Origin of the sequence: Bacillus manliponensis (assembly GCF_000712595.1) — a bacterium.
Lineage (GTDB): Bacteria > Bacillota > Bacilli > Bacillales > Bacillaceae_G > Bacillus_A > Bacillus_A manliponensis.
In genome coordinates this window covers 107,084-128,070 of record NZ_JOTN01000002.1, presented here as the reverse complement: position 1 = coordinate 128,070, position 20,987 = coordinate 107,084, and the positions used below count along the sequence as shown (strand labels likewise).

At 36.9% G+C, this 20,987-nt stretch carries 18 protein-coding genes; 15 read left to right on the top strand and 3 right to left on the bottom strand.

Annotation, left to right across the window (positions count from 1 at the left end; all coding sequences use genetic code 11):
• Positions 1-96 precede the first annotated feature (96 nt).
• A complete protein-coding gene (locus BAMA_RS02510) occupies positions 97-654 on the top strand; it encodes a helix-turn-helix domain-containing protein (RefSeq protein WP_034635758.1) in 558 nt (185 codons plus the stop codon).
• Positions 655-729: 75 nt separating this feature from the next.
• On the opposite strand, the gene BAMA_RS02505 is transcribed toward BAMA_RS02510, so the two are convergent.
• Together BAMA_RS02505 and BAMA_RS02500 are read right to left on the bottom strand one after the other, a co-directional pair.
• Positions 730-984, bottom strand: a complete 255-nt coding sequence (locus tag BAMA_RS02505) for a YbeF family protein (RefSeq protein ID WP_034635757.1) — start codon at positions 982-984, stop codon at positions 730-732.
• A gap of 359 nt (positions 985-1,343) precedes the next feature.
• The gene (locus tag BAMA_RS02500) at positions 1,344-2,729 is read right to left on the bottom strand and encodes a membrane protein (RefSeq protein WP_034635756.1); all 1,386 of its coding nucleotides are present in this window, start codon (positions 2,727-2,729) and stop codon (positions 1,344-1,346) included.
• 156 nt (positions 2,730-2,885) lie between these two features.
• On the opposite strand from BAMA_RS02500, the gene BAMA_RS02495 reads away from it, so the two are divergent.
• The 3 genes from BAMA_RS02495 to BAMA_RS02485 all read left to right on the top strand — a co-directional run bounded on the left by BAMA_RS02495 (position 2,886) and on the right by BAMA_RS02485 (position 6,530).
• On the top strand, positions 2,886-3,254 hold the full coding sequence (locus tag BAMA_RS02495; RefSeq protein WP_034635755.1) for a YoqO family protein: 369 nt from the start codon (positions 2,886-2,888) through the stop codon (positions 3,252-3,254).
• Between the two features lie 148 nt (positions 3,255-3,402).
• The gene (locus tag BAMA_RS02490) at positions 3,403-4,590 is read left to right on the top strand and encodes a lysozyme inhibitor LprI family protein (protein WP_034635754.1); all 1,188 of its coding nucleotides are present in this window, start codon (positions 3,403-3,405) and stop codon (positions 4,588-4,590) included.
• 686 nt (positions 4,591-5,276) lie between these two features.
• Entirely contained in the window at positions 5,277-6,530 is a 1,254-nt protein-coding gene (locus tag BAMA_RS02485; protein WP_051758857.1) for an MFS transporter, read from the top strand.
• A gap of 92 nt (positions 6,531-6,622) precedes the next feature.
• Here the strand turns inward: BAMA_RS02485 and BAMA_RS02480 are convergent, their stop codons facing one another.
• Positions 6,623-8,332 (bottom strand): Rqc2 family fibronectin-binding protein, encoded by a 1,710-nt coding sequence (locus BAMA_RS02480; RefSeq protein WP_034635753.1) that lies wholly within the window; start codon positions 8,330-8,332, stop codon positions 6,623-6,625.
• 104 nt (positions 8,333-8,436) lie between these two features.
• Between BAMA_RS02480 and BAMA_RS02475 the strand changes: the two genes are divergently transcribed.
• The 11 genes from BAMA_RS02475 to rlmN all read left to right on the top strand — a co-directional run bounded on the left by BAMA_RS02475 (position 8,437) and on the right by rlmN (position 20,983).
• Positions 8,437-11,157 (top strand): calcium-translocating P-type ATPase, SERCA-type, encoded by a 2,721-nt coding sequence (locus tag BAMA_RS02475; RefSeq protein WP_034635752.1) that lies wholly within the window; start codon positions 8,437-8,439, stop codon positions 11,155-11,157.
• A 98-nt stretch (positions 11,158-11,255) separates the two neighbouring features.
• Positions 11,256-12,131 carry a YicC/YloC family endoribonuclease gene (locus BAMA_RS02470; protein WP_034635751.1) on the top strand — a complete coding sequence of 292 codons (876 nt, stop codon included), beginning with the start codon at positions 11,256-11,258 and terminating at the stop codon, positions 12,129-12,131.
• 65 nt (positions 12,132-12,196) lie between these two features.
• The gene (remA, locus tag BAMA_RS02465; protein WP_034635750.1) at positions 12,197-12,460 is read left to right on the top strand and encodes an extracellular matrix/biofilm regulator RemA; all 264 of its coding nucleotides are present in this window, start codon (positions 12,197-12,199) and stop codon (positions 12,458-12,460) included.
• 13 nt (positions 12,461-12,473) lie between these two features.
• Positions 12,474-13,091: a guanylate kinase gene (gene gmk / locus BAMA_RS02460; RefSeq protein ID WP_034635749.1), complete on the top strand. Its 618-nt coding sequence runs from the start codon at positions 12,474-12,476 to the stop codon at positions 13,089-13,091.
• A gap of 1 nt (position 13,092) precedes the next feature.
• Positions 13,093-13,305: a DNA-directed RNA polymerase subunit omega gene (gene rpoZ / locus BAMA_RS02455; protein ID WP_034635748.1), complete on the top strand. Its 213-nt coding sequence runs from the start codon at positions 13,093-13,095 to the stop codon at positions 13,303-13,305.
• Positions 13,306-13,473: 168 nt separating this feature from the next.
• Complete coding sequence (gene coaBC, locus BAMA_RS02450; RefSeq protein ID WP_034635747.1) at positions 13,474-14,679, top strand: bifunctional phosphopantothenoylcysteine decarboxylase/phosphopantothenate--cysteine ligase CoaBC; 1,206 nt, start codon at positions 13,474-13,476, stop codon at positions 14,677-14,679.
• Positions 14,676-17,081, top strand: a complete 2,406-nt coding sequence (gene priA, locus BAMA_RS02445) for a primosomal protein N' (protein ID WP_034635746.1) — start codon at positions 14,676-14,678, stop codon at positions 17,079-17,081. The genes coaBC and priA overlap by 4 nt, the downstream gene beginning before the upstream one ends.
• Before the next feature lie 42 nt (positions 17,082-17,123).
• Entirely contained in the window at positions 17,124-17,600 is a 477-nt protein-coding gene (gene def / locus BAMA_RS02440; protein WP_034635745.1) for a peptide deformylase, read from the top strand.
• A gap of 14 nt (positions 17,601-17,614) precedes the next feature.
• Positions 17,615-18,559 (top strand): methionyl-tRNA formyltransferase, encoded by a 945-nt coding sequence (fmt, locus tag BAMA_RS02435; protein WP_034635744.1) that lies wholly within the window; start codon positions 17,615-17,617, stop codon positions 18,557-18,559.
• Complete coding sequence (rsmB, locus tag BAMA_RS02430) at positions 18,556-19,890, top strand: 16S rRNA (cytosine(967)-C(5))-methyltransferase RsmB (protein WP_034635743.1); 1,335 nt, start codon at positions 18,556-18,558, stop codon at positions 19,888-19,890. Before fmt ends, rsmB begins: the two co-directional genes overlap by 4 nt.
• A gap of 4 nt (positions 19,891-19,894) precedes the next feature.
• Positions 19,895-20,983, top strand: coding sequence for a dual-specificity RNA methyltransferase RlmN (gene rlmN, locus BAMA_RS02425; protein WP_034635742.1), 1,089 nt, complete (start codon positions 19,895-19,897; stop codon positions 20,981-20,983).
• Positions 20,984-20,987 lie beyond the last annotated feature (4 nt).

Sequence of the window (20,987 nt, the reverse complement as noted above, 5' to 3'; positions counted from 1 at the left end):
ATGTATGTTATAATATCCGATACGGACATTATAACGTTGTTTGTTTTATTATACATAACGGTCGTTATAGTGTAAATAGTATAGGAGTGATTTTTTATGGAAGAAATTCATCTTATTCTTGCCAGAAATTTAAAAGCAATTAGGGAGAAAGAAAAATTAAGTTTAGAAAAGGTCTCTCAATTAAGCGGGGTCAGTAAAGCGATGATTGGCCAAATTGAAAGAGGAGAGTCAAGCCCAACATTGACAACGATTTGGAAAATAGCTAATGGATTAAAGGTTTCCTTCACTTCTTTAATAAATCATCCAGAGCCTGATACTACAGTTGTTTTAAAAAATGAAATTCAAGTATTGTCTGAGGACAGTGGGAGATATAGAGTATATCCTTATTTTCCATTCCAAGAGGATAGACGATTCGAAGTATACGCTGTTGAAATTGAAAAAGAAGGAATATTAAATTCTGACTCTCATAAAGAAGGAACAGAGGAATTTATCACTGTTTTTGATGGAGAAGTAACGATTCGTGTAAGTGAGGTTGAGTACCAATTAAAAAGTGGAGATTCTATTAGGTTTAAGGCAGATCGACCACATACATATTATAATTCAGGAGAAACATTGGCTAGAATGAGTATGACGATATATTATCCAAATGAATAGAAAAGTAAAAAAGTTGACTTCTTTGACGAGTAAAGGAAGTCAACTTTTTGCTTGTTTAAGTGTATAGAAAAGATATTAGTGTTTCTCCTCTACAATCTCATATCCTTTTACAAATAATAAAGTTATATAAGAAACGATAAATGAAAAAATACTGTACATGCCGACCCAAAAGAAAAAGGATGGTGGGAATGATATAACTCCTAATATAAGAAAAATAGCAAACGTTACAATTGGCATCACATAATACGTTCTTGTTTTGCGTGTTCCAATTATTGAAACAATAAAAATGAGTAATGGACAAATAAATAAGAGGAAAATCAATTCACTCATGGCTATGCCCCTTTTCTTAAGAAGTATATAAATCCAAATTAAAAAACTAACATCAAACCATTTTTTTATGTGGGTGAGAGCATCCGGCTATTCACAGAAGAGGTCAGTGCTTTTTTAGCCCCATGCCATGTGAAAACAGAAGGGAAAAATGAGTGAAAGTCTCTTTCTGTTCTTCGTATCCACAATTTATATGTTAGAAAATCCAATTGGAATTATATAATGTGTTTCTCATAAACGTTTTGAAAATATTATTCTTCAAATATAATTTCGACAGATAGTTGGAAACCCCTTTGGAAACGCGGTATATTTTAACAATTGAAAAGAGGAGAAACTGCAAGTGGATAAAATCTTGTTAACGGTTATAAAAGGAACATCGCTACAACTGTCGTGATGATTAACCCGATTACGACAGGTAAAAAATTTCGGCGTGCAAGTTCAAAGGGGTCCACCTTACAAATCGCTGCTGCAGGAATAAGGGCCCAAGGGATTAACGTTCCGCCTCCAGTCCATATTGCAGCAATTTGCCCGAGTGCTGTTAATGTAGCGGTTCCGTGTCCGAGCGCTGTTCCGAAAAGATTTGCGATAGAACCAGCAAGGGGAATACCAGAGAAGCCGGAACCATCTAAACCCGTAATGATGCCAACCCCAGTTAATGTAATAGCAGAGACATATTGATTAAGAGGGACTGTTTGGGATAGAGCGATACCTAAATCGTTAATGATTCCATGTGATCCTTTTGGTAAGTAATCCCCGATGATTTTGACAAAACCGCTATCTCCTAAGTAGAAAAGTGCCGCAATGGGAATGACTGGACCGAAAATTTTAAAACCGAATTGGAGGCCTTCTATAAAATAATTCGTTGTTTTTTCGAGTCCATTTCCTTTATATGCAATAAGGGAAATAATAATAATCATGATAACTGTAGTACCGCCGATCAATGCAGTTGCATCGCTGCCTTGTAATTGAAACTGAATCATACAAAGGATATCAATGGCATATACGATAGGGATACAAATTGCGAGCCATTTTTTGAACTGAGGAGTAAGAGAAGTGAGGGAGTTAGGTGATGTAGCTGACTCTACATGACTTGTAGGCAATGAACCTGTTCGAAATTCTTTTCGTAATAAGAAAAAGGCGACAGTAGTTGTAACAATCCCCATGACGATAACGAGAGGAATGCTAGCAGAAACAACGCTGGAAACAGGGAGCCCAGCAGCATCAGCTGTTAATTTGGGAGCGCCTTGAATAACGAAGTCCCCTGATAATGAAATTCCGTGTCCAAATAAATTCATAGCGATCGCCACGCCGATTGGCGGAAGGCCGACGCGAACGGCAACTGGTAATAAAATGGCTCCCATTAATGCCACAGCGGGAGAGGGCCAAAAAAAGAAGGAAATGGTCATCATTAAAAGACCAATAATCCAGTAAGCAAGAGTCGGCGTACGAATCATTTTTGTAAATGGTGAAATCATTGTATCGTTTATCCCAGTGTGTACGAGTAAATTACTCATTGAAACAATAATAGAGATGATTAAAATCGTTGGTAGTAGTTCAGTAATGGCGTAGATAAAACTTTGGAAAATCCCGCTAACAGCAAGAGGAACAGATTGTGTAGCTGTAAAACCTAATAAAAAGATAAACACAATACAAATGATTGTTGTATCTTTACGCATAATGAAAAAAGTGATAATCGTTAGCAAACAAATAATATAAAGTGCGTGTAACAATGTTAATTCAACACCCATCAATCTCACATCCTTTTAGGCATTTGTGTAGTATAGCATATGAATTGCAGAGAAGAGTGTGATGAATAGCGAAAGGAAATTCATATAATTTCATATACTGTATTGGAAGATTTTGTTACGATATAAAGGTTGTTAAATATAAAGTAGGGAGAGTATATGAAAGAGAAAATTGGCTTTTATGGTTTTATGATTTGTTGTCTTCTTAGTATTTTTTTCAATGATTATATTCCTGATGTTTGGAATATGTTTATTCTTACAGCTGCTCTTGTTTTTGGAATTTTGTTTCGGTGGAAATCATTGCGTGAACTTAGCTTGAAACGGAAGGTTATTTATAGTATAGAGTTTGTTGTTTGTGTACCTATTCTTGCTCTTATTATTGTTCAAGGTGGGGAAGGAATTAGCAAGTTAGGAATCTCTCATGGATGGGTTTCTTTTCTTTATATTGTGTATATGATTGTTGTTTTTTGTATTGCTAGTGTCTTTATTACAAAATTGAATGAGAAGTTGTTTATGGATGCTAAATAAAGTGTATTACCTCTTAATAGGGAAATGTGTTTTTATCACCATAGATTATATAGACGAAAAATTATTTTATTATTATAATACAATGTCGTTATGTTTATTGTAAAAGCGTGATAAAAGAATTAAATAAGAAAATGAGGAATATTAGCAGATGAAGAAAACGTTAAAAATGTTATTGTGTGTAGCTGTATGTATGCTAGTTATGGTAGGGTGCGATAAGAGTAGTGATGGCGCGCAGGAAAAAGAAAATGTAGTAAAAACGGATGTGAAACAAGAAGTTCCTAAGGTGACAAAAGAAGAAGGTAAAGAGATTTTACAGGAAACGATTGAAGAACTTGCACAGTCGTTTGACCATATGGAAAAAGAACATGAATGGGGACATGATAAACCAGCTGATATTGGCATTGTAAAAAAAGAATTACGAAATACTATTTCTGAAGAGTTTGCCCAAAATCATTTAAGTGATTTGGTGGAAGTCTTTAATGCTTCGAGGGAAACGGATATACGTGTTTTTCCAGTTGATATTGAGCCTGACGTAAGATTTATTTTTGAACAAGAAAAAGAAAAATTAAAGATGATTACATTAATTCCTGCAAATGATATAGGGAATACAGCAGAAACATGGAAATTTCATTTTGTTTATGAAAATAATACATGGCTGCTGGATAAGTGGGAGTATGATCTGGAAGAAGATGTGAAGCTTACTAGAAAAGAAGCAGAGAGATTGCTACACACTTTTGAGATTACAGATGTAAAGTTTATTAGAAAAGATAACGGCAATTATATATTTAAAGGAAATGATCAATTTTTAGCAGTTAACAGTGCAACATCAGAAGTGAAATATGACTATGAAGAAATGTCAACCGATGAAGACGAAAAAATAGTGAGACAAGAAGGAACAAGTCAAACGAAAGAGAGTAACAACAACTCTACTCCAGTTGGAAAAGAGGAGAATCAAATAAATTTAGAGTCTTCATCTTCTAATGGGTTAAGTAAAACAAAGTATTTGGATGAATTAGCGGTTTTAGAAACACAAGAAAAAAATTTAGAAAACCTTACTGTTACAACAGATATAGTAGATGGAATTAATGAAAATTATCAACTATGGGATGATAGATTGAATGAGATTTATGGTGTGTTAAAAAATAATATGCCAGCTGTAGAATTTGAAGCGATGAAAGCAAAACAAATTGAATGGATTAAGTTAAAAGAAAGTAGAGTTTCTGCGATTTATAATGACCCGAATAATGGGACGATGAAATTGATAGAAAGTGCTGATGAAGCATATAGGATGACAAAAGAAAGGTGTTATGAGTTAGTTAACACATATATGAAATGATGAAAAAAATATTTCTGTAATACACACTAAAAAATGCATTGCCAAAGGAGACAAATTACTATAATTGTCACATTACCTTTGAACATGGAAGTCATCTTTGTTTAGAAGTATGCTTTGCTCATGTAAAGGCGGAAATTTTATCCCGCATTAACGGGCTGTAAGACCCCCACCTCAAAACTTGAGAAAAAACGAAGAAGTTTAGGTGGGAGATTAGCAGCCCGTAAAAGCCCGTAAAAGCCCGATTGGTTTAACTAACACTCAGTGGGGAATGAAGATCCCCCACTGAGTGAAGTTTTACTTTATTTTCCATAACGTTAAACCATACGTCAAACATTTAAATAAAAAGTGAACGAGAAAAAATAAAACGGCGGGGGAATTATTTAATGCATTCTTGGAAGGAATTATTATTGTTTTTCTAGAATGAATAAATTGAGACACGCATATATGTTTGGTTTCCTTCATACAGTATATATGTGTCATTATAAATGAAAGGGTGAAGACATCCCAATGATCAACTAATTCTATTTATTAAGAAATCTTCGTTATAACACGAAATATTCTTCTGAATAGGATTAGTATGTGCATTTTTATATGTAAAAGGGATGTATTTTCGCGCTGCGGATAAACGGTCTTTTATAATATGATTGTGCCTTCTCCTGTTCAGAATGTAGAATAGGAGGTTTTTTATGTCAATGAATGTAGAAACGAAACAAAAGAGTAGCATGTTTATAGTATTACAGAACCGATTTGTGCAAGCAATTATTGCTTCGGCATTATTTCTTCAGATAGGAATTTGGATTCGGAACTTTGCGATATTGCTTTATGTAATGGAAATGACAGGTGGGGATGCTTTCGCTATTTCGATGATTTCAGTTGCAGAATTTGCTCCGATTTTTATTTTTTCATTTATAGGAGGTACGTTCGCTGATAGGTGGAAGCCAAAAAGAACGATGATTTGGTGTGAAGCTTTAAGTTCATTGTCTGTATTTGTTGTACTTTTTACACTTATGTTTGGTTCGTGGAAAGTTGTATTTTTTGTTACGCTTATTTCTGCAATTCTTTCACAATTTTCTCAGCCTTCAGGTATGAAATTATTTAAACAGCATCTTTCCACAGAAGAAGTACAATTGGCCATGTCTTTATATCAAACAATTTTTGCTGTTTTTATGGTATTAGGACCTATAATAGGTACATTTGTATTTCAAGCCTATGGGATTTACACTTCAATTATTGTGACTGGTCTTTCATTTTTATTTGCGGCCCTCGTCTTGTTCTTTTTACCAAAAGATATTGAAGAAAAGAGAGAAACAAAAAAAGTGAGTTTGTTCCAAGAAATGGCGGGTGGGATTAAATATGTGAAGGGAAAGAAGTCATTAACATTACTTGGAGTTTGTTTTATGGCAGCAGGATTAGGTATTGGCTTAATTCAGCCATTAGGTATTTTTATTGTGACAGAGCAATTAAATTTACCAAAAGAAAGTTTGCAATGGTTGTTAACTGTAAATGGAGCTGGAATGATTATTGGCGGGGCTTTAGCAATGGCTTTTGCTAAAAATATGGCTCCTCAAAAAATGTTGATTTTAGGCATGTTTGCACAGGCTATTGGTATTGGGATAATTGGATTTTCTACAAATTTATGGGTTACACTCATTGCCCAATTTTTTAGTGGATTAGCTCTTCCTTGTATCCAAATTGGGATAAATACACTTATTATTCAAAACTCGGATACAGATTTTATCGGAAGGGTAAATGGAATTTTGAGTCCTTTATTTACAGGCTCAATGGTAGTCACTATGAGTGTGTCAGGTGCATTAAAGGAAATGTTTTCACTTAGTACGATGTATGAAGGAACAGCATTACTATTTATTATTGGAGCATTATTTATTTTACCAATATATAAGCAAACGTCGAGTAATACCAAAATGTATAAGGAAAGCTGACTTTAGAATTGTTGCCTGTTTCGTCCGTAAAGTCCATAAAAAGGTAAAAGGCATTGCGAAAAAGCAATGCCTTTTTATGGTGATATATGAAACTAACCTTTTAGTTTCATAACAGTATCTGCATCAGGTGTTACATATACCGTTTGTTGATTGTCATATGTAACGAAACCAAGTTTTGAACCGCTTGGTTTTTTTACGTGACGAATTTTTGTGTAATCCACCGGAACAGAGCCGGAATCTTTCGCTTTACTAAAGTAGGCTGCCAGTTTTGCTGCTTCAAGTAATGCTTCTTCACTTGGCTCGATGGAACGAATGACAACATGTGACCCTGGGATGTCTTTTGTATGAAGCCAAATTTCGTCTCTTCGTGCAAATTTATTAGTTAAATAGTCATTTTGTTTATTATTCTTTCCAACAAAAATTTCTGTACCGTCACTTGCGATATATTTGTCTAAGACTGGTTTTGTCGGTTTTTTCTTCATATTTTTTGCTTTACGCTGGCGCATGTATCCTTCTTCAGCTAATTCTTCTCGAATTTCTTCGATATCTTTTGATGAAGCAGCTTCCATTTGCTGTAGTAAGCTATCGAAATATACGATTTCCTCTTTCGTTTTCTCAATTTGTTCATTGACAATGGTGACAGAGTTTTTTGCTTTTTGATACTTCTGGAAATAACGTTGTGCATTATCTGACGGCGATTTTAATGGGTCTAAAGAAATTGTTACGGTAGCGCCATTTTCGTCATAATAATCAATAACCTCAACTTCAGTTTGTCCTCTTTGCACCGCATACATATTTGCTGTTAGCAATTCGCCAAGTCGCTGATACTTGTCTGCTTTTGCTGCATCTTGCAACGTTTTGTTTAATTTAATTAATTTCTTCTCGTTTTTGATTTTTTCATTTTGCATAAAACGTTCTAAATCATGCGCTTGCTGCTTTACACGATCACGTTCTGCTTTTCCGAAGAAAAATCGGTCAAGAAGTTCACTGACAGTAGTGAATGTTTTTTGTTCTCCTTTTATATGAGAGAGAGGGAACAAGTAAAAGTATTCTTTTCCGCTTTCTCTCATCATTGTTGGTGTATATGCATGTTCTTTTAACGGCACTTGTAGTGTGAAAAATGCTTCTGATAACGCTGATTCATTCACCATTCCTGCTTTCGTTATAACTTCTTTTGCGAATAGCGGGGATATTCCTGTAAATGCTCCAACAAGTTGCTTATCCATTTTCCCTGCTAAAAAGTCAAGTGGTTGTAAAAACTCTTCCTTCGTCTCAATTTGTAACGGGTTTCGTTTATGCTGCGCTGGTGGCGCAACATATTCGGTGCCAGGAAAGACAGAACGATGACGGTTCACAGATAATGATACATGTTTTAAACTATCTAAAATTGTATTTGCAGCTGCATCCACTAAAATAATGTTACTATGCCGACCCATAATTTCGATGATTAATGTTTTTAAAGATTCATCACCAATTTCATTTCGGCTACGCACTGTAATTTGAATGATACGTTCTAAGTCAATTTGTTCAATCTTCTCAATAAATCCGCCTTCTAAGTGTTTGCGAAGTAGCATGCAAAACATTGGTGGTAGTGCCGGGGAATCATAAGTTTGTGTTGTTGTATGTACACGCGCATAAGTAGAGTGTGCGGAAAGAAGTAACTTTTGATTTTTTCCGTTTGCACGAATATGTAACAAAATTTCATATTTTGAAGGTTGATATATTTTTGAAATTCTTCCTGTTTGAAGAGAGTTTGAAATTTCATGTGTAATTGCTCTCGTAAATAGTCCATCGAATGCCATAATAAACACTCCTTTCTTACTAAGTTTTAATTATAGCATTTTTTCGGACGAGGCTGAATAAGCTTTCATTAGAGCATGTCTGCAATCAGGAGGTTGATAGCGAAATGAATTGGTATGAAATGCGTGCAAATGAAGTAGAAGAGCGAACAAATACAAATGTAAGAACTGGTTTAACAGAAGAGGAAGTGCAAAATCGGTTAAGAAAAATGGGGCCGAATGAATTACAAGAAGCGAAGCGTCCTTCTGCACTAGCTGTGTTCTTAGCACAGTTCAAAGATTTTATGGTACTTGTTTTGCTCGGGGCCACTATCATTTCTGCCTTTTTAGGAGAATACGTTGATGCAATTGCAATTGTTGCAATTGTGATTATTAATGGTATTCTTGGCTTCTTTCAAGAAAGAAAAGCGGAGAAATCACTAGAAGCATTAAAAGAATTAGCTGCACCACAAGTAACGGTCCTTCGAAATGGAAATTGGGCAAAGATTCCCTCAAAAGGTCTTGTACTTGGTGATGTTATTAAGTTTTCAAGTGGTGATCGTATTGGTGCAGATGTTCGTTTAATTGAAGCTGCTAGTTTGTATGTTGAAGAGTCCGCGTTAACTGGGGAATCTGTCCCTGTGCAAAAAAAGTTAGAGGCATTACATGGTGCTGATATTTCCATTGGTGACCAAATGAATATGGCATTTATGGGAACGATGGTTACACGTGGATCAGGAGTTGGATTAGTTGTTGGAACTGGTATGAATACAGCGATGGGACAAATTGCAAATATGCTTCAACATGCTGAGCAAAACGAAACACCACTTCAGCGTAAGTTAGAGCAGTTAGGGAAAATTTTAATTGTATTAGCGCTTATTTTAACAGCGCTTGTTGTATTAGTGGGTGTATATCAAGGGAACGAAGTGTATCACATGTTTTTAGCTGGTGTTTCTCTTGCTGTTGCAGCGATCCCGGAAGGCTTACCGGCGATTGTTACAGTTGCATTATCGTTAGGTGTACAACGAATGATTAGAAAAAAAGCGATTGTAAGAAAGTTACCAGCAGTAGAAACGCTTGGCTGTGCGTCTGTCATTTGCTCCGATAAGACAGGGACAATGACGCAAAATAAAATGATGGTGACACATGCTTGGGCGGGTGGAGAAACATGGGATGTAACAGGTCAAGGGTATGAGCCAGTTGGTGAATTTTTGAGAAATGAAAGGAAAGTCAATCCTGGAGAAAATCGTTCTCTTTATCAGCTATTGACCTTTGGTCTTTTATGTAACAATGCTCAAATTTTAAAAAAGAAGAAAAAATATGTATTAGATGGGGATCCAACAGAGGGGGCCCTTGTTACAGCAGCTATGAAGGCAGGACTTTCTAGAGAATCATTAAAAGGAAAATTTGAAGTGATTCGTGAATTTCCATTTGACTCGACAAGAAAAATGATGAGTGTTGTTGTACGTGATCAAGAAGGAAAAAGGTTTGTTGTAACAAAAGGTGCTCCAGATGTGTTATTAAAAATGAGCGAAACAATTTTGTGGGGAAACAAACAACAGCCGTTGACAGAAATTTATAAAAATGAAGTGCAAAATGCAATTCATGAATTAGGGAGCTTGGCGCTTCGGACGATTGCAATAGCTTTTAAGCCTTTAAAGGTTACAGATCGTATAGAGAGTGAACGTGATGTAGAAAACGACTTTATGTTAATTGGGATACAAGGGATGATTGATCCACCACGTCCAGAAGTGAAACAAGCGGTACAAGAATGTAGGGATGCAGGAATTAAAACAATTATGATAACAGGTGATCATAAAGTAACAGCGATGGCAATTGCAACACAACTTGATATTTTACCGGTAAATGGACGTGTCGTTGAAGGAGCAGAGCTCGCGAAAATGTCTGTCGAAGAATTAGAAGATATTGTAGATGAAACGTATGTATTTGCTAGGGTGTCTCCAGAACATAAGCTGAAGATAGTAAAAGCACTTCAAAATAAAGATCACATCGTAGCGATGACAGGTGACGGTGTAAATGATGCTCCGGCAATAAAAAGTGCAGATATTGGTGTTGCGATGGGGATTACAGGTACGGATGTTGCAAAAGAAGCATCGTCTCTTGTGTTATTGGATGATAACTTTGCAACGATTAAAGCGGCAATTAAAGAAGGAAGAAATATATATGAAAATATTCGGAAGTTTATTCGTTATTTGCTAGCATCTAACGTCGGAGAGATTCTTGTTATGTTATTTGCAATGATTTTAGCATTGCCGTTACCGCTCGTACCGATTCAAATACTGTGGGTAAATTTAGTAACAGATGGTTTGCCGGCGATGGCGCTAGGGCTTGATAAACCAGAGGGAGATGTAATGAGGCGTAAGCCACGTCATCCGAAAGAAGGTGTATTTGCAAGGGGGCTTGCTTGGAAAATTGTGAGTCGTGGTTTTTTAATTGGTGTTGTAACGCTTTTAGCCTTCATTATTGCATATAATCAACATCCGAATGAATTAAAATATGCACAAACTGTTGCGTTTGCAACACTTGTGTTAGCCCAGCTCATTCATGTTTTTGATTGTCGTAGTGAACATTCAGTTTTCCATAGGAATCCGTTTGGGAATATATATTTAGTAGGGGCGGTCGTTGTATCTATTTTACTTATGCTTGTTGTGATTTATTATCCACCATTACAACCGATTTTTAGTACAATGCCAATTCAAATGAGAGATTGGTTGTTGATTGTTGGATTATCGTCAGTGCCAACTTTCTTGCTAGTCGGTTCTTTATTAACGATAAAAGATAAAAAACAAAAAAGTAATGTATATAAGAAGGGGATAAACTTGAAATAGTCAACAAGGTGAAAGTATGATATACTTGATAAAAGGTAGTAGAGGATTGTCTCTATTACCTTTTTCATTGAGTTATTTCATGGCTTGGATGTGATAAAATGGTTTCGAGTATGACAGGATTTGGACGAGCGAAGATGGAAAGTGATGGGTTCCAAATTACAGTAGAAATGAAATCTGTGAACCATCGCTTTTTAGAGATGAATGTTCGTTTGCCAAAGCAAATGATGATGTTTGAGGATAAGATTCGTAAAGTGATTTCAAAACAAGTGCGTAGAGGGCGTATAGAGGTATCTATCGTTGTTGAAGGTGAAGGACTTGTAGAGCGGAAATTACGTGTGGATTGGACGCTTCTTAACCAATATAAATCTATTATGGAAGAAGCGAAGGATAAATTTCAATTACAGGATTCTATTACATTACAGCAGCTGATGACGATGCCAGAAGTAACGGCGATTGAAGAAGTTGAGAATGTAAAGGAACAGTTTGAACATAGTTTGTATGAGGTGATTCATAAGGCAGCTTGCATGCTCAAGAGTATGCGAGATGGCGAAGGAGAACACCTTCATAAAGACGTTTCTCATCGTTTGGATGAGATTAGACAGAGCGTAAATGCAATTATTCCACATGCGCCAAATGTTGTGCAAAAGTATCGTGAACGTTTAGAGAATCGTATGAAAGAATTACATAATCAAGAGTTGGATGAACAAAGGCTATTAACAGAAGTAGCAGTGTTTGCTGATCGCGCCGACATTCATGAAGAGTTAGTCAGATTGCAAAGTCATCTAGAACAGTTTCAGGAAGCATTAGAAAGTGTAGAACCGGTAGGAAGAAAGATGGAATTCATTGTTCAAGAAATGCATCGTGAAATTAATACGATTGGTTCGAAGGCAAATGACTTGACTATTTCAAAATATGTGGTAGAAATGAAAAATAATCTTGAAAAAATTCGCGAACAAGTACAAAATATTGAGTAGCCGTCACATTATATAAAGTTATATGGGATGGAGAAATCGGATAGACTTACTAGGAGGGGCACACTATGGCTATGCGGTTTGTAAACATTGGATACGGTAATATTGTATCTGCACATCGAATTATTGCTATTGTAAGTCCGGAATCAGCTCCGATTAAACGTACAGTACAAGAATCGAGAGAACATAATGTATTACTTGATGCAACGTATGGTCGAAAGACGCGAGCAGTTATTGTGATGGATGATGGGCATATTGTTTTAAGTCCAATCCAACCAGAGACGATTGCGCATCGACTCAATAATAAAGAAGATTTAAGCGACGAAGGGTAGGTTGTACATATATATGAGAAGTAAAAGAGGACTACTCATTGTTCTTTCAGGACCTTCTGGTGTTGGAAAAGGAACAGTTCGAAAAGAATTGTTTAGCCAAGAAAATACAAATTTACAGTACTCTATTTCTATGACAACGCGTAAACCGCGTGAAGGTGAAGTTGATGGTGTTGATTATTTCTTTAGAACAAAAGAAGAGTTTGAAGAGATGATTCGTAATGATCAACTTCTTGAATGGGCAGAATTCGTTGGGAACTATTATGGAACACCAATTGAATATGTAGAGCAAACATTAGAGCGAGGAAAAGACGTATTCTTAGAGATTGAAGTGCAAGGTGCACTTCAAGTAAAGAAAGCTTTCCCGGAAGGTGTATTTATCTTTTTAGCTCCTCCAAGCTTATCGGAACTGAAAAACCGAATCGTTGGCCGTGGTACAGAGACAGAAGAGGTTATTCAAAATCGTTTAACGGTGGCAAAAGAGGAAATTGAAATGATGGATGCTTACGATTATGTAGTTGAAAATGATGAAGTTGAACTTGCTTGTGAGCGTATTAATGCAATTGTGAAAGGTGAACATTGTCGCCGTGAGCGAGTAGCACAATATTACAAGGAAATGACGGAGGGAATTTAATATGTTAAACCCATCTATTGATGCATTATTAGGAAAGATTGACTCTAAATATACGTTAGTAACAGTAGCGGCGAAGCGTGCCCGTGAATTACAAGAACATGATAATTGTGGTGTGCAACAACCTGTATCGCATAAGTTTGTAGGAAAAGCATTAGAAGAAATTAATGCAGAAATTTTAAACTATGAGCCATCTGAAGGGAATCCTATGAAATAAGGCATTCTTTTCGACAAATGAAGGCATAGACTTTATACTTTTCTATGTAACAATGACAACCTATTTACAAGTAGGTTGTTATTTTTTTACGATGGCGAGTAGAGGAGAATGGTAAATAGCTGTTACGGCTTTAAATAATAAGTTTGAAAAAGAAAGAGGACGAGTCATATGTTAAAAGGGAAAAAAGTACTTCTATGTGTGACAGGGGGAATAGCAGTTTTTAAAGCAGCTGCATTAACAAGCAAGTTAACACAAGCTGGCGCTTTTGTAAAAGTGATGATGAGCGACTCAGCGATGAAATTTGTGACACCACTTACATTTCAAGCGCTTTCTAGACACGATGTATATACAGATACATTTGATGAAAAAGATTCAGCTGTTATTGCACACATTGATTTAGCAGATTGGGCCGATGTTGTTCTAGTTGCACCAGCGACAGCAAATTGTATTGGGAAAGTAGCAAACGGTATTGCAGATGATATGATTTCCACAACGTTGCTTGCAACTACAGCTCCAGTTTGGATTGCACCAGCGATGAATGTTCATATGTATGAAAATAAAATTGTACAAAAAAATATGCAGGCGTTAAAGAACTTTGGATATCGCTTTATTGAACCAGGAGAAGGTTTTTTAGCTTGTGGCTACGAAGCAAAAGGTCGCTTGGCAGAACCGGAAAGTATTGTTTCTCTGTTACATGAATATTTTTATGAAGATCAGCCGTTAAAAGGGAAGAAAATATTAATAACGGCAGGGCCGACACGTGAGAAGATAGATCCTGTGCGTTTTATGACGAATTTTTCTTCAGGGAAAATGGGATATGCGTTAGCTGAAGTTGCTGAACAGCTTGGGGCGAACGTTACGCTTGTTTCAGGACCGACATCGTTAACACCACCTGCACGTGTTAAAGTTGTACAAGTACAGTCTGCGCAGGATATGTTTGAAGCAGTTATGAATGATTACGCTCAAATGGATGCTGTGATTAAAACAGCTGCAGTTGCTGATTATCGTCCGAAGATGGTTTATACAGAAAAGATGAAGAAACAAAATAGCGATATGGTAATTGAGCTTGAAAGAACAATGGATATTTTAAAAACATTAGGTGAAAAGAAAGAACATCAATTGCTTATCGGGTTTGCTGCGGAAACGACAAATGTAGAGCAATATGCAACGAAAAAATTACGAGAAAAAAATGCGGATATGATTGTAGCAAATGATGTAAAGGCAGAAGGTGCAGGATTTAATGCGGATACAAACATTGTTACGATGTATAAGAAAAATGGGGAATCAATTGAGCTTCCGATTTTAACAAAAAAAGAAGTAGCTCGTGAAATTTTTGTCCAAATTGAAAAAATGATGGAAGATGATCGCGCATGAAATTTGCTAGTGTAATCGTTGATGTACCAACACGTCAGACGGATAGACCATTTGACTATATCATCCCGAAACGATGGGAAGATATCATTCAAACAGGAATGCGTGTTGTTGTTCCGTTTGGTCCACGGAAGTTACAAGGATTTATTGTTGGAATAAAAGATACGATTGAAGTAGACAGCAAAAAGTTAAAAGAATTACATGAATTGTTAGATGTGACACCTGTTTTAAATGAAGAATTGTTACAGCTTGGGGCTTGGCTTAGAGATGAGACGCTTTGCTTTACAATTTCTGCTTTTCAAGTGATGTTACCAGCTGCAATTAAAGCGACGTATCAAAAACAATTAAGGCTTCTAAAAGAAGATGAAACAACAGAAGACGTAAAAGCTATATTCCAAGGAAAAGAAATGATTGATTGGAAAGAATTGGAGAATCATCCGTACCTGTATCGCAGCGTGCAAAAGGACATTGCAAGTGGCAAAATAGAGGTCATTTATAAAGTAAAAGATAAAGCACAAAAGAAAAAACAAAAAATAATTGAGCCCAATTTGCCGCAGGAGTTGTTAGAGGAAGAGGCTTATCAATTAAAAAGTAAAAAACAACAAGATGTTTTATATTACTTTGTAGAAAACTATCATGCCATACCATTAAAAACGATTGTACAAGAGTTACAAATAACGGATGCACCAATAAAAGCACTTGTAAAAAAAGGGTTGTTAACAGAAAAGTATGTAGAAGTATATCGCAATCCGTATGATGATGATACGTTTCAGCGTACGAAACCATTTCCGCTTACTGAGGAACAAACAGACGTAATTACTCCAGTGTTATCATCGATTGCTGAGAAGGAGCATAAAACATTTTTACTGTATGGTGTAACGGGAAGTGGAAAAACAGAAGTATATTTACAATCTATTGAAGAAGTGTTACGGGCAGGGAAAGAAGCAATTGTGCTCGTTCCAGAAATATCATTAACGCCGCAAATGGTTGATCGTTTTAAAGGAAGGTTTGGTTCACAAGTTGCTGTTCTTCATAGCGCGCTGTCTGTTGGTGAAAAATACGATGAATGGCGTAAGATTTTACGAAAAGAAGTAAAGGTCGTTGTAGGAGCACGTTCTGCAATTTATGCACCATTTGAAAATTTAGGAATTATTATCATTGATGAAGAGCATGAATCGAGTTATAAACAAGAAGATAATCCACGCTACCATGCGCGTGATGTAGCCATTTGGCGTGGGAAATATCATTCTTGTCCGATTGTATTAGGAAGCGCGACTCCAACACTAGAATCATTTGCACGAGCGAAAAAAGGCGTATATGAACTGTTAACGATGAAAAAAAGAATGAATCAGAGGGCATTGCCGACAGTCGATATAATCGATATGCGAGAAGAACTACGTGATGGCAATCGCTCGATGTTCTCGCAGCTTTTGCATGAAAAAATTGCTGATCGATTAGAAAAGAAACAACAAATGGTTCTCTTTCTAAATAGGCGTGGTCATTCTACATTTGTTATGTGTCGTGACTGTGGTTATGTTATGCAATGTCCGCATTGTGATATTTCACTTACGTACCATCGTACAAATCATCAGATGAAATGTCATTACTGTAGTTATGAAGAAATTTTACCAAAGGCTTGCCCGGCTTGTGAAAGTTCTTATATTCGTTTTTTCGGAACGGGAACACAAAAAGTAGAAGAGGAAATTGTGAAGTTATTTCCAGAAGCGCGTGTCATTCGGATGGATGTTGATACAACTAGCCGAAAAGGTATGCATGAAAAGTTGCTGAAAGCGTTTGGCGAAGGACAGGCAGATATTTTACTTGGTACACAGATGATCGCGAAAGGATTAGATTTTCCAAATGTTACCCTTGTAGGAGTATTAACTGCAGATACAATGCTACACTTACCTGATTTTCGAGCAAGTGAAAAGACATATCAACTTTTGACGCAAGTAAGTGGTCGTGCTGGGAGACATGAACTTCCTGGTGAGGTTGTGATTCAAACATATACACCAGAGCATTATAGTGTGGAACTATCGAAAGAACAAAATTATGATGTGTTTTTTGAACGCGAAATGTATATGAGGAAGATGAGACAATACCCACCGTATTATTATGTTGCTCTCGTTACTGTATCACATCCGGAATTATTGAAAGCTGTACAAGTAACAGAGCGTATCGTTTCATTTTTAAAACAACACTGTTCTCAGCAAGCAATGGTACTTGGCCCAGTTGCATCAGCTATTCCACGGATAAAAGATAGATATCGCTATCAATGCATGATAAAATACAAACGGGAACCAAACTTAAAGTACGTGTTAAAGATGGTAAATGAACATTATCAAGCGGAAATGCAGAAAGATTTGCAGATCTCAATTGATTTTAACCCGACGATGCTTATGTAAGGGGATGTTTCATTTATTTTGTATTGTAAGAAGGAGAGAATTATGGCAACTTTAGAAATTGTAAAACATCCAAATGAAGTGTTAGAAACACCATGCCAACGTGTGATGAACTTCGATAAAAAGTTAGTGAAACTTTTAAAAGATATGTATGAAACAATGTTACTTGCAGATGGTGTTGGATTAGCAGCACCACAAGTTGGTGTTAGTTTACAAGTAGCAATTGTTGATATTGGCGATGATACAGGGAAAATTGAACTAATTAACCCGGTTATTTTAGAGCGACGCGGTAAACAAGTAGGTCCCGAAGGCTGCTTAAGTTTTCCAGGGCTTTATGGTGATGTGGAGCGTGCTGAGTATGTAAAGGTACGAGCTCAAAACCGTCGTGGGAAAGTGTTTTTAATAGAAGCAGAAGGGTTTTTTGCGCGAGCAATTCAACATGAAATCGATCACTTGGAAGGTGTATTATTTACATCAAAAGTGACGAGATACTATGAGGAAAATGAATTAGAGGAAATGTAAAAGGAGTTTTTATAATGGTGAAAGTTGTATTTATGGGAACACCGGGCTTTTCTGTACCGGTGCTTCGTCGTCTTATTGAAGATGGGTATGATGTAATTGGCGTAGTAACGCAGCCAGATCGCCCAGTAGGTAGAAAGAAAGTGTTAACGCCACCACCTGTAAAGGTAGAGGCTGAAAAACATGGAATTCCGGTATTACAACCGCTGAAAATTCGTGAGCAAGATGAGTATGAAAAAGTATTGGCGCTAAATCCAGATTTGATTGTAACAGCAGCGTTTGGACAAATTTTACCGAAAGAAATTTTAGAAGCGCCAAAGTATGGATGTATTAACGTCCACGCTTCATTACTTCCAGAACTTCGCGGTGGTGCGCCAATTCACTACTCGATTATTCAAGGAAAAGAAAAAACGGGCATTACAATTATGTATATGGTTGAAAAGTTAGATGCGGGAGATATTTTAACACAAGTAGAGGTAGCGATTGAGGAGCGTGAAACAGTTGGTACGCTGCACGATAAATTAAGTGTGGCTGGAGCTGAATTACTATCAAAAACTGTACCTCTACTATTAGAAGGAAAGCTAGAGCCAATTAAACAAAATGATGAAGAGGCAACATTTGCGTACAATATTAAACGTGAGCAAGAAAAAATTGATTGGACGCGTAGTGGAGAAGAAATTTATAACCATATCCGTGGGTTAAATCCATTTCCTGTTGCTTACACAACATTAAACGGACAAGTTGTAAAAGTATGGTGGGGTGAGAAAGTTGCTGTACAAGAGCAAAAAGAACCTAGCACAATCATTGCGATAGAAGAAGATGGTTTTGTTGTGGCGACAGCGAATATGACAGCAATTAAAATCATAGAACTACAACCATCAGGGAAGAAACGCATGAGTGGAGTCGACTTCTTACGTGGTGCGAAACTTGAAATTGGTATGCAGTTAGGAGCAGATGCATGAAACAAAATGTTCGTGAATTAGCACTTGACGGTTTAATGCAAGTCGAAAAAAGCGGTGCATATAGTAACTTGCTTCTTAATAATTTAATCGAGAAAAATAATATTGATAAAAAAGATGTGGGCTTGTTAACGGAAATTGTATACGGAACAATCCAGCGTCGTGATACACTCGATTACTATTTACAGCCATTTTTGCGTAAAAAAGTCGAACCGTGGGTGAAAGTATTGCTTCGATTTTCTTTATACCAAATGCTGTATTTAGATCGTGTTCCAGAGCGGGCAGCAATTCATGAAGCTGTAGAGATTGCAAAGAAGCGTGGTCATAAAGGAATTTCTGGAATGGTGAATGGTGTCCTTCGTTCTATTCAGCGTGAAGGAGTGCCGTCTCTTGATGAGATTAAAAATGAAGAGCAGCGTCTTGCAATTGCAACAAGTCATCCAGAGTGGCTTGTTAAAGAGTGGATTAATGAATACGGAATAGATACGGCACAGAAAATGTGTGAAGTAAATCTACTTCCGCCAGTTCCTACTGCAAGAGTGAATGTTTCAAAAACATCTGTGGAAGAAATGTTACAAACATTAGAAGCAGAAGGGATTGAAGCGAAACGTGGTGATTTAGCAGAAGACGCGATTCAAATCGAAAAAGGAAATGTCGCGCATACAGAAGCATTTAAAAATGGTTTGTTATCAATTCAAGATGAAAGTTCAATGCTTGTTGCACGCGCGCTTTCTCCTGAAATTGGCGACACTATCCTTGATAGCTGTGCTGCTCCTGGCGGGAAAACAGCACATATAGCAGAGCGTTTACAAGGGACTGGTAAAGTCGTTTCATTGGACTTACACCCTCATAAAGTGCGCTTAATTGAGCAACAAGCGAAGCGACTTCAGCTTGAAAATGTTGAAGCGAAAGCACTCGATGCAAGGAAAGTACAGGAGCAATTTGAAGCTGAGAGTTTTGATAAAATATTAGTTGATGCTCCTTGTTCGGGATTTGGTGTCATTCGCCGTAAGCCAGATATTAAATTAGGAAAGAACAAAGAAGATAGCGAGCGTCTAGCAACAATTCAGCTATCTATTTTAGAGAAGGTAGCTCCTTTATTGAAAAAAGGAGGACGCCTTGTTTATAGTACGTGTACAATTGAAAAAGTGGAAAATGAACAAGTGTTAGAGCAGTTCTTACAATCGCACCCTGAATTCGAGAGGGATATGTCGATGACAGAAAGATTGCCAAATAAAGTAGCGCCGTATGTACAAAATGGAGAAGTGCAGATTTTACCGCACTATTTTGCAACGGATGGATTTTATATTGCTTGTTTAAGAAAGAAGGTGTAGCATCATGGAAACAACTGTGAAAAAACAAAAGAAAAATCTTGAAACGAAAAAACCTTCAATCTATTCTTTGCAGATTCATGAAATGCAAGAGTGGTTAAAGGAACAGAAGGAGCCAACGTTCCGTGCAGGACAAATTTTTGATTGGCTATATAAAAAGCGTGTAAAAAGTTTTGAAGATATGTCAAACCTTTCAAAAGGATTGCGCGAAAAATTGTCGAATTCCTTTGAGATTACAACTTTAACGACATTGGTAAAGCAAACATCTTCCGATGGTACGATTAAGTTTTTATTCCAATTATATGATGGATATTCAATTGAAACAGTGTTAATGCGACATGAGTACGGAAATTCGATTTGTGTAACAACGCAAGTTGGTTGTCGCATTGGTTGTACGTTCTGTGCTTCGACGCTTGGTGGATTAAAGCGTAACTTGGAAGCTGGTGAAATTGTAGCGCAAGTTGTTGAAGTGCAACGTGAGTTAGATGCAACGGAAGAGCGCGTTAGCTCTCTTGTTGTAATGGGTATTGGAGAGCCTTTTGATAACTATGATCAGTTAATGGCATTTTTACGTATCGTAAACAATGAGAAAGGTCTTCATATCGGAGCGCGTCATATGACAGTTTCTACAAGTGGTATTATCCCGAAAATTTACAAATTTGCTGAAGAAGATATGCAAATTAATTTTGCGATTTCGTTGCACGCTCCAAACTCAGAGTTGCGCTCAAAATTAATGCCAATTAACCGTGCGTATAAGTTACCTGACTTAATGGAGGCTATTAAATATTATATTGAGAAAACGGGTCGCCGTGTTACCTTCGAATATGGACTATTTGGCGGAGAAAATGATCAGGTTGAACATGCAGTGGAATTGGCGCAGCTGTTAAAAGGTGTGAAGTGTCATGTTAACTTAATTCCAGTTAACTACGTACCAGAGCGAGATTATGTAAGAACGCCGCGCGAGCAAATCTTCTTGTTTGAAAAAACATTAAAAGAGCGTGGTGTGAATGTGACAATTCGCCGTGAACAAGGTCATGACATTGATGCAGCCTGCGGTCAGTTGCGTGCAAAGGAGCGCAAAGAAGAGACGAGGTGAAGTG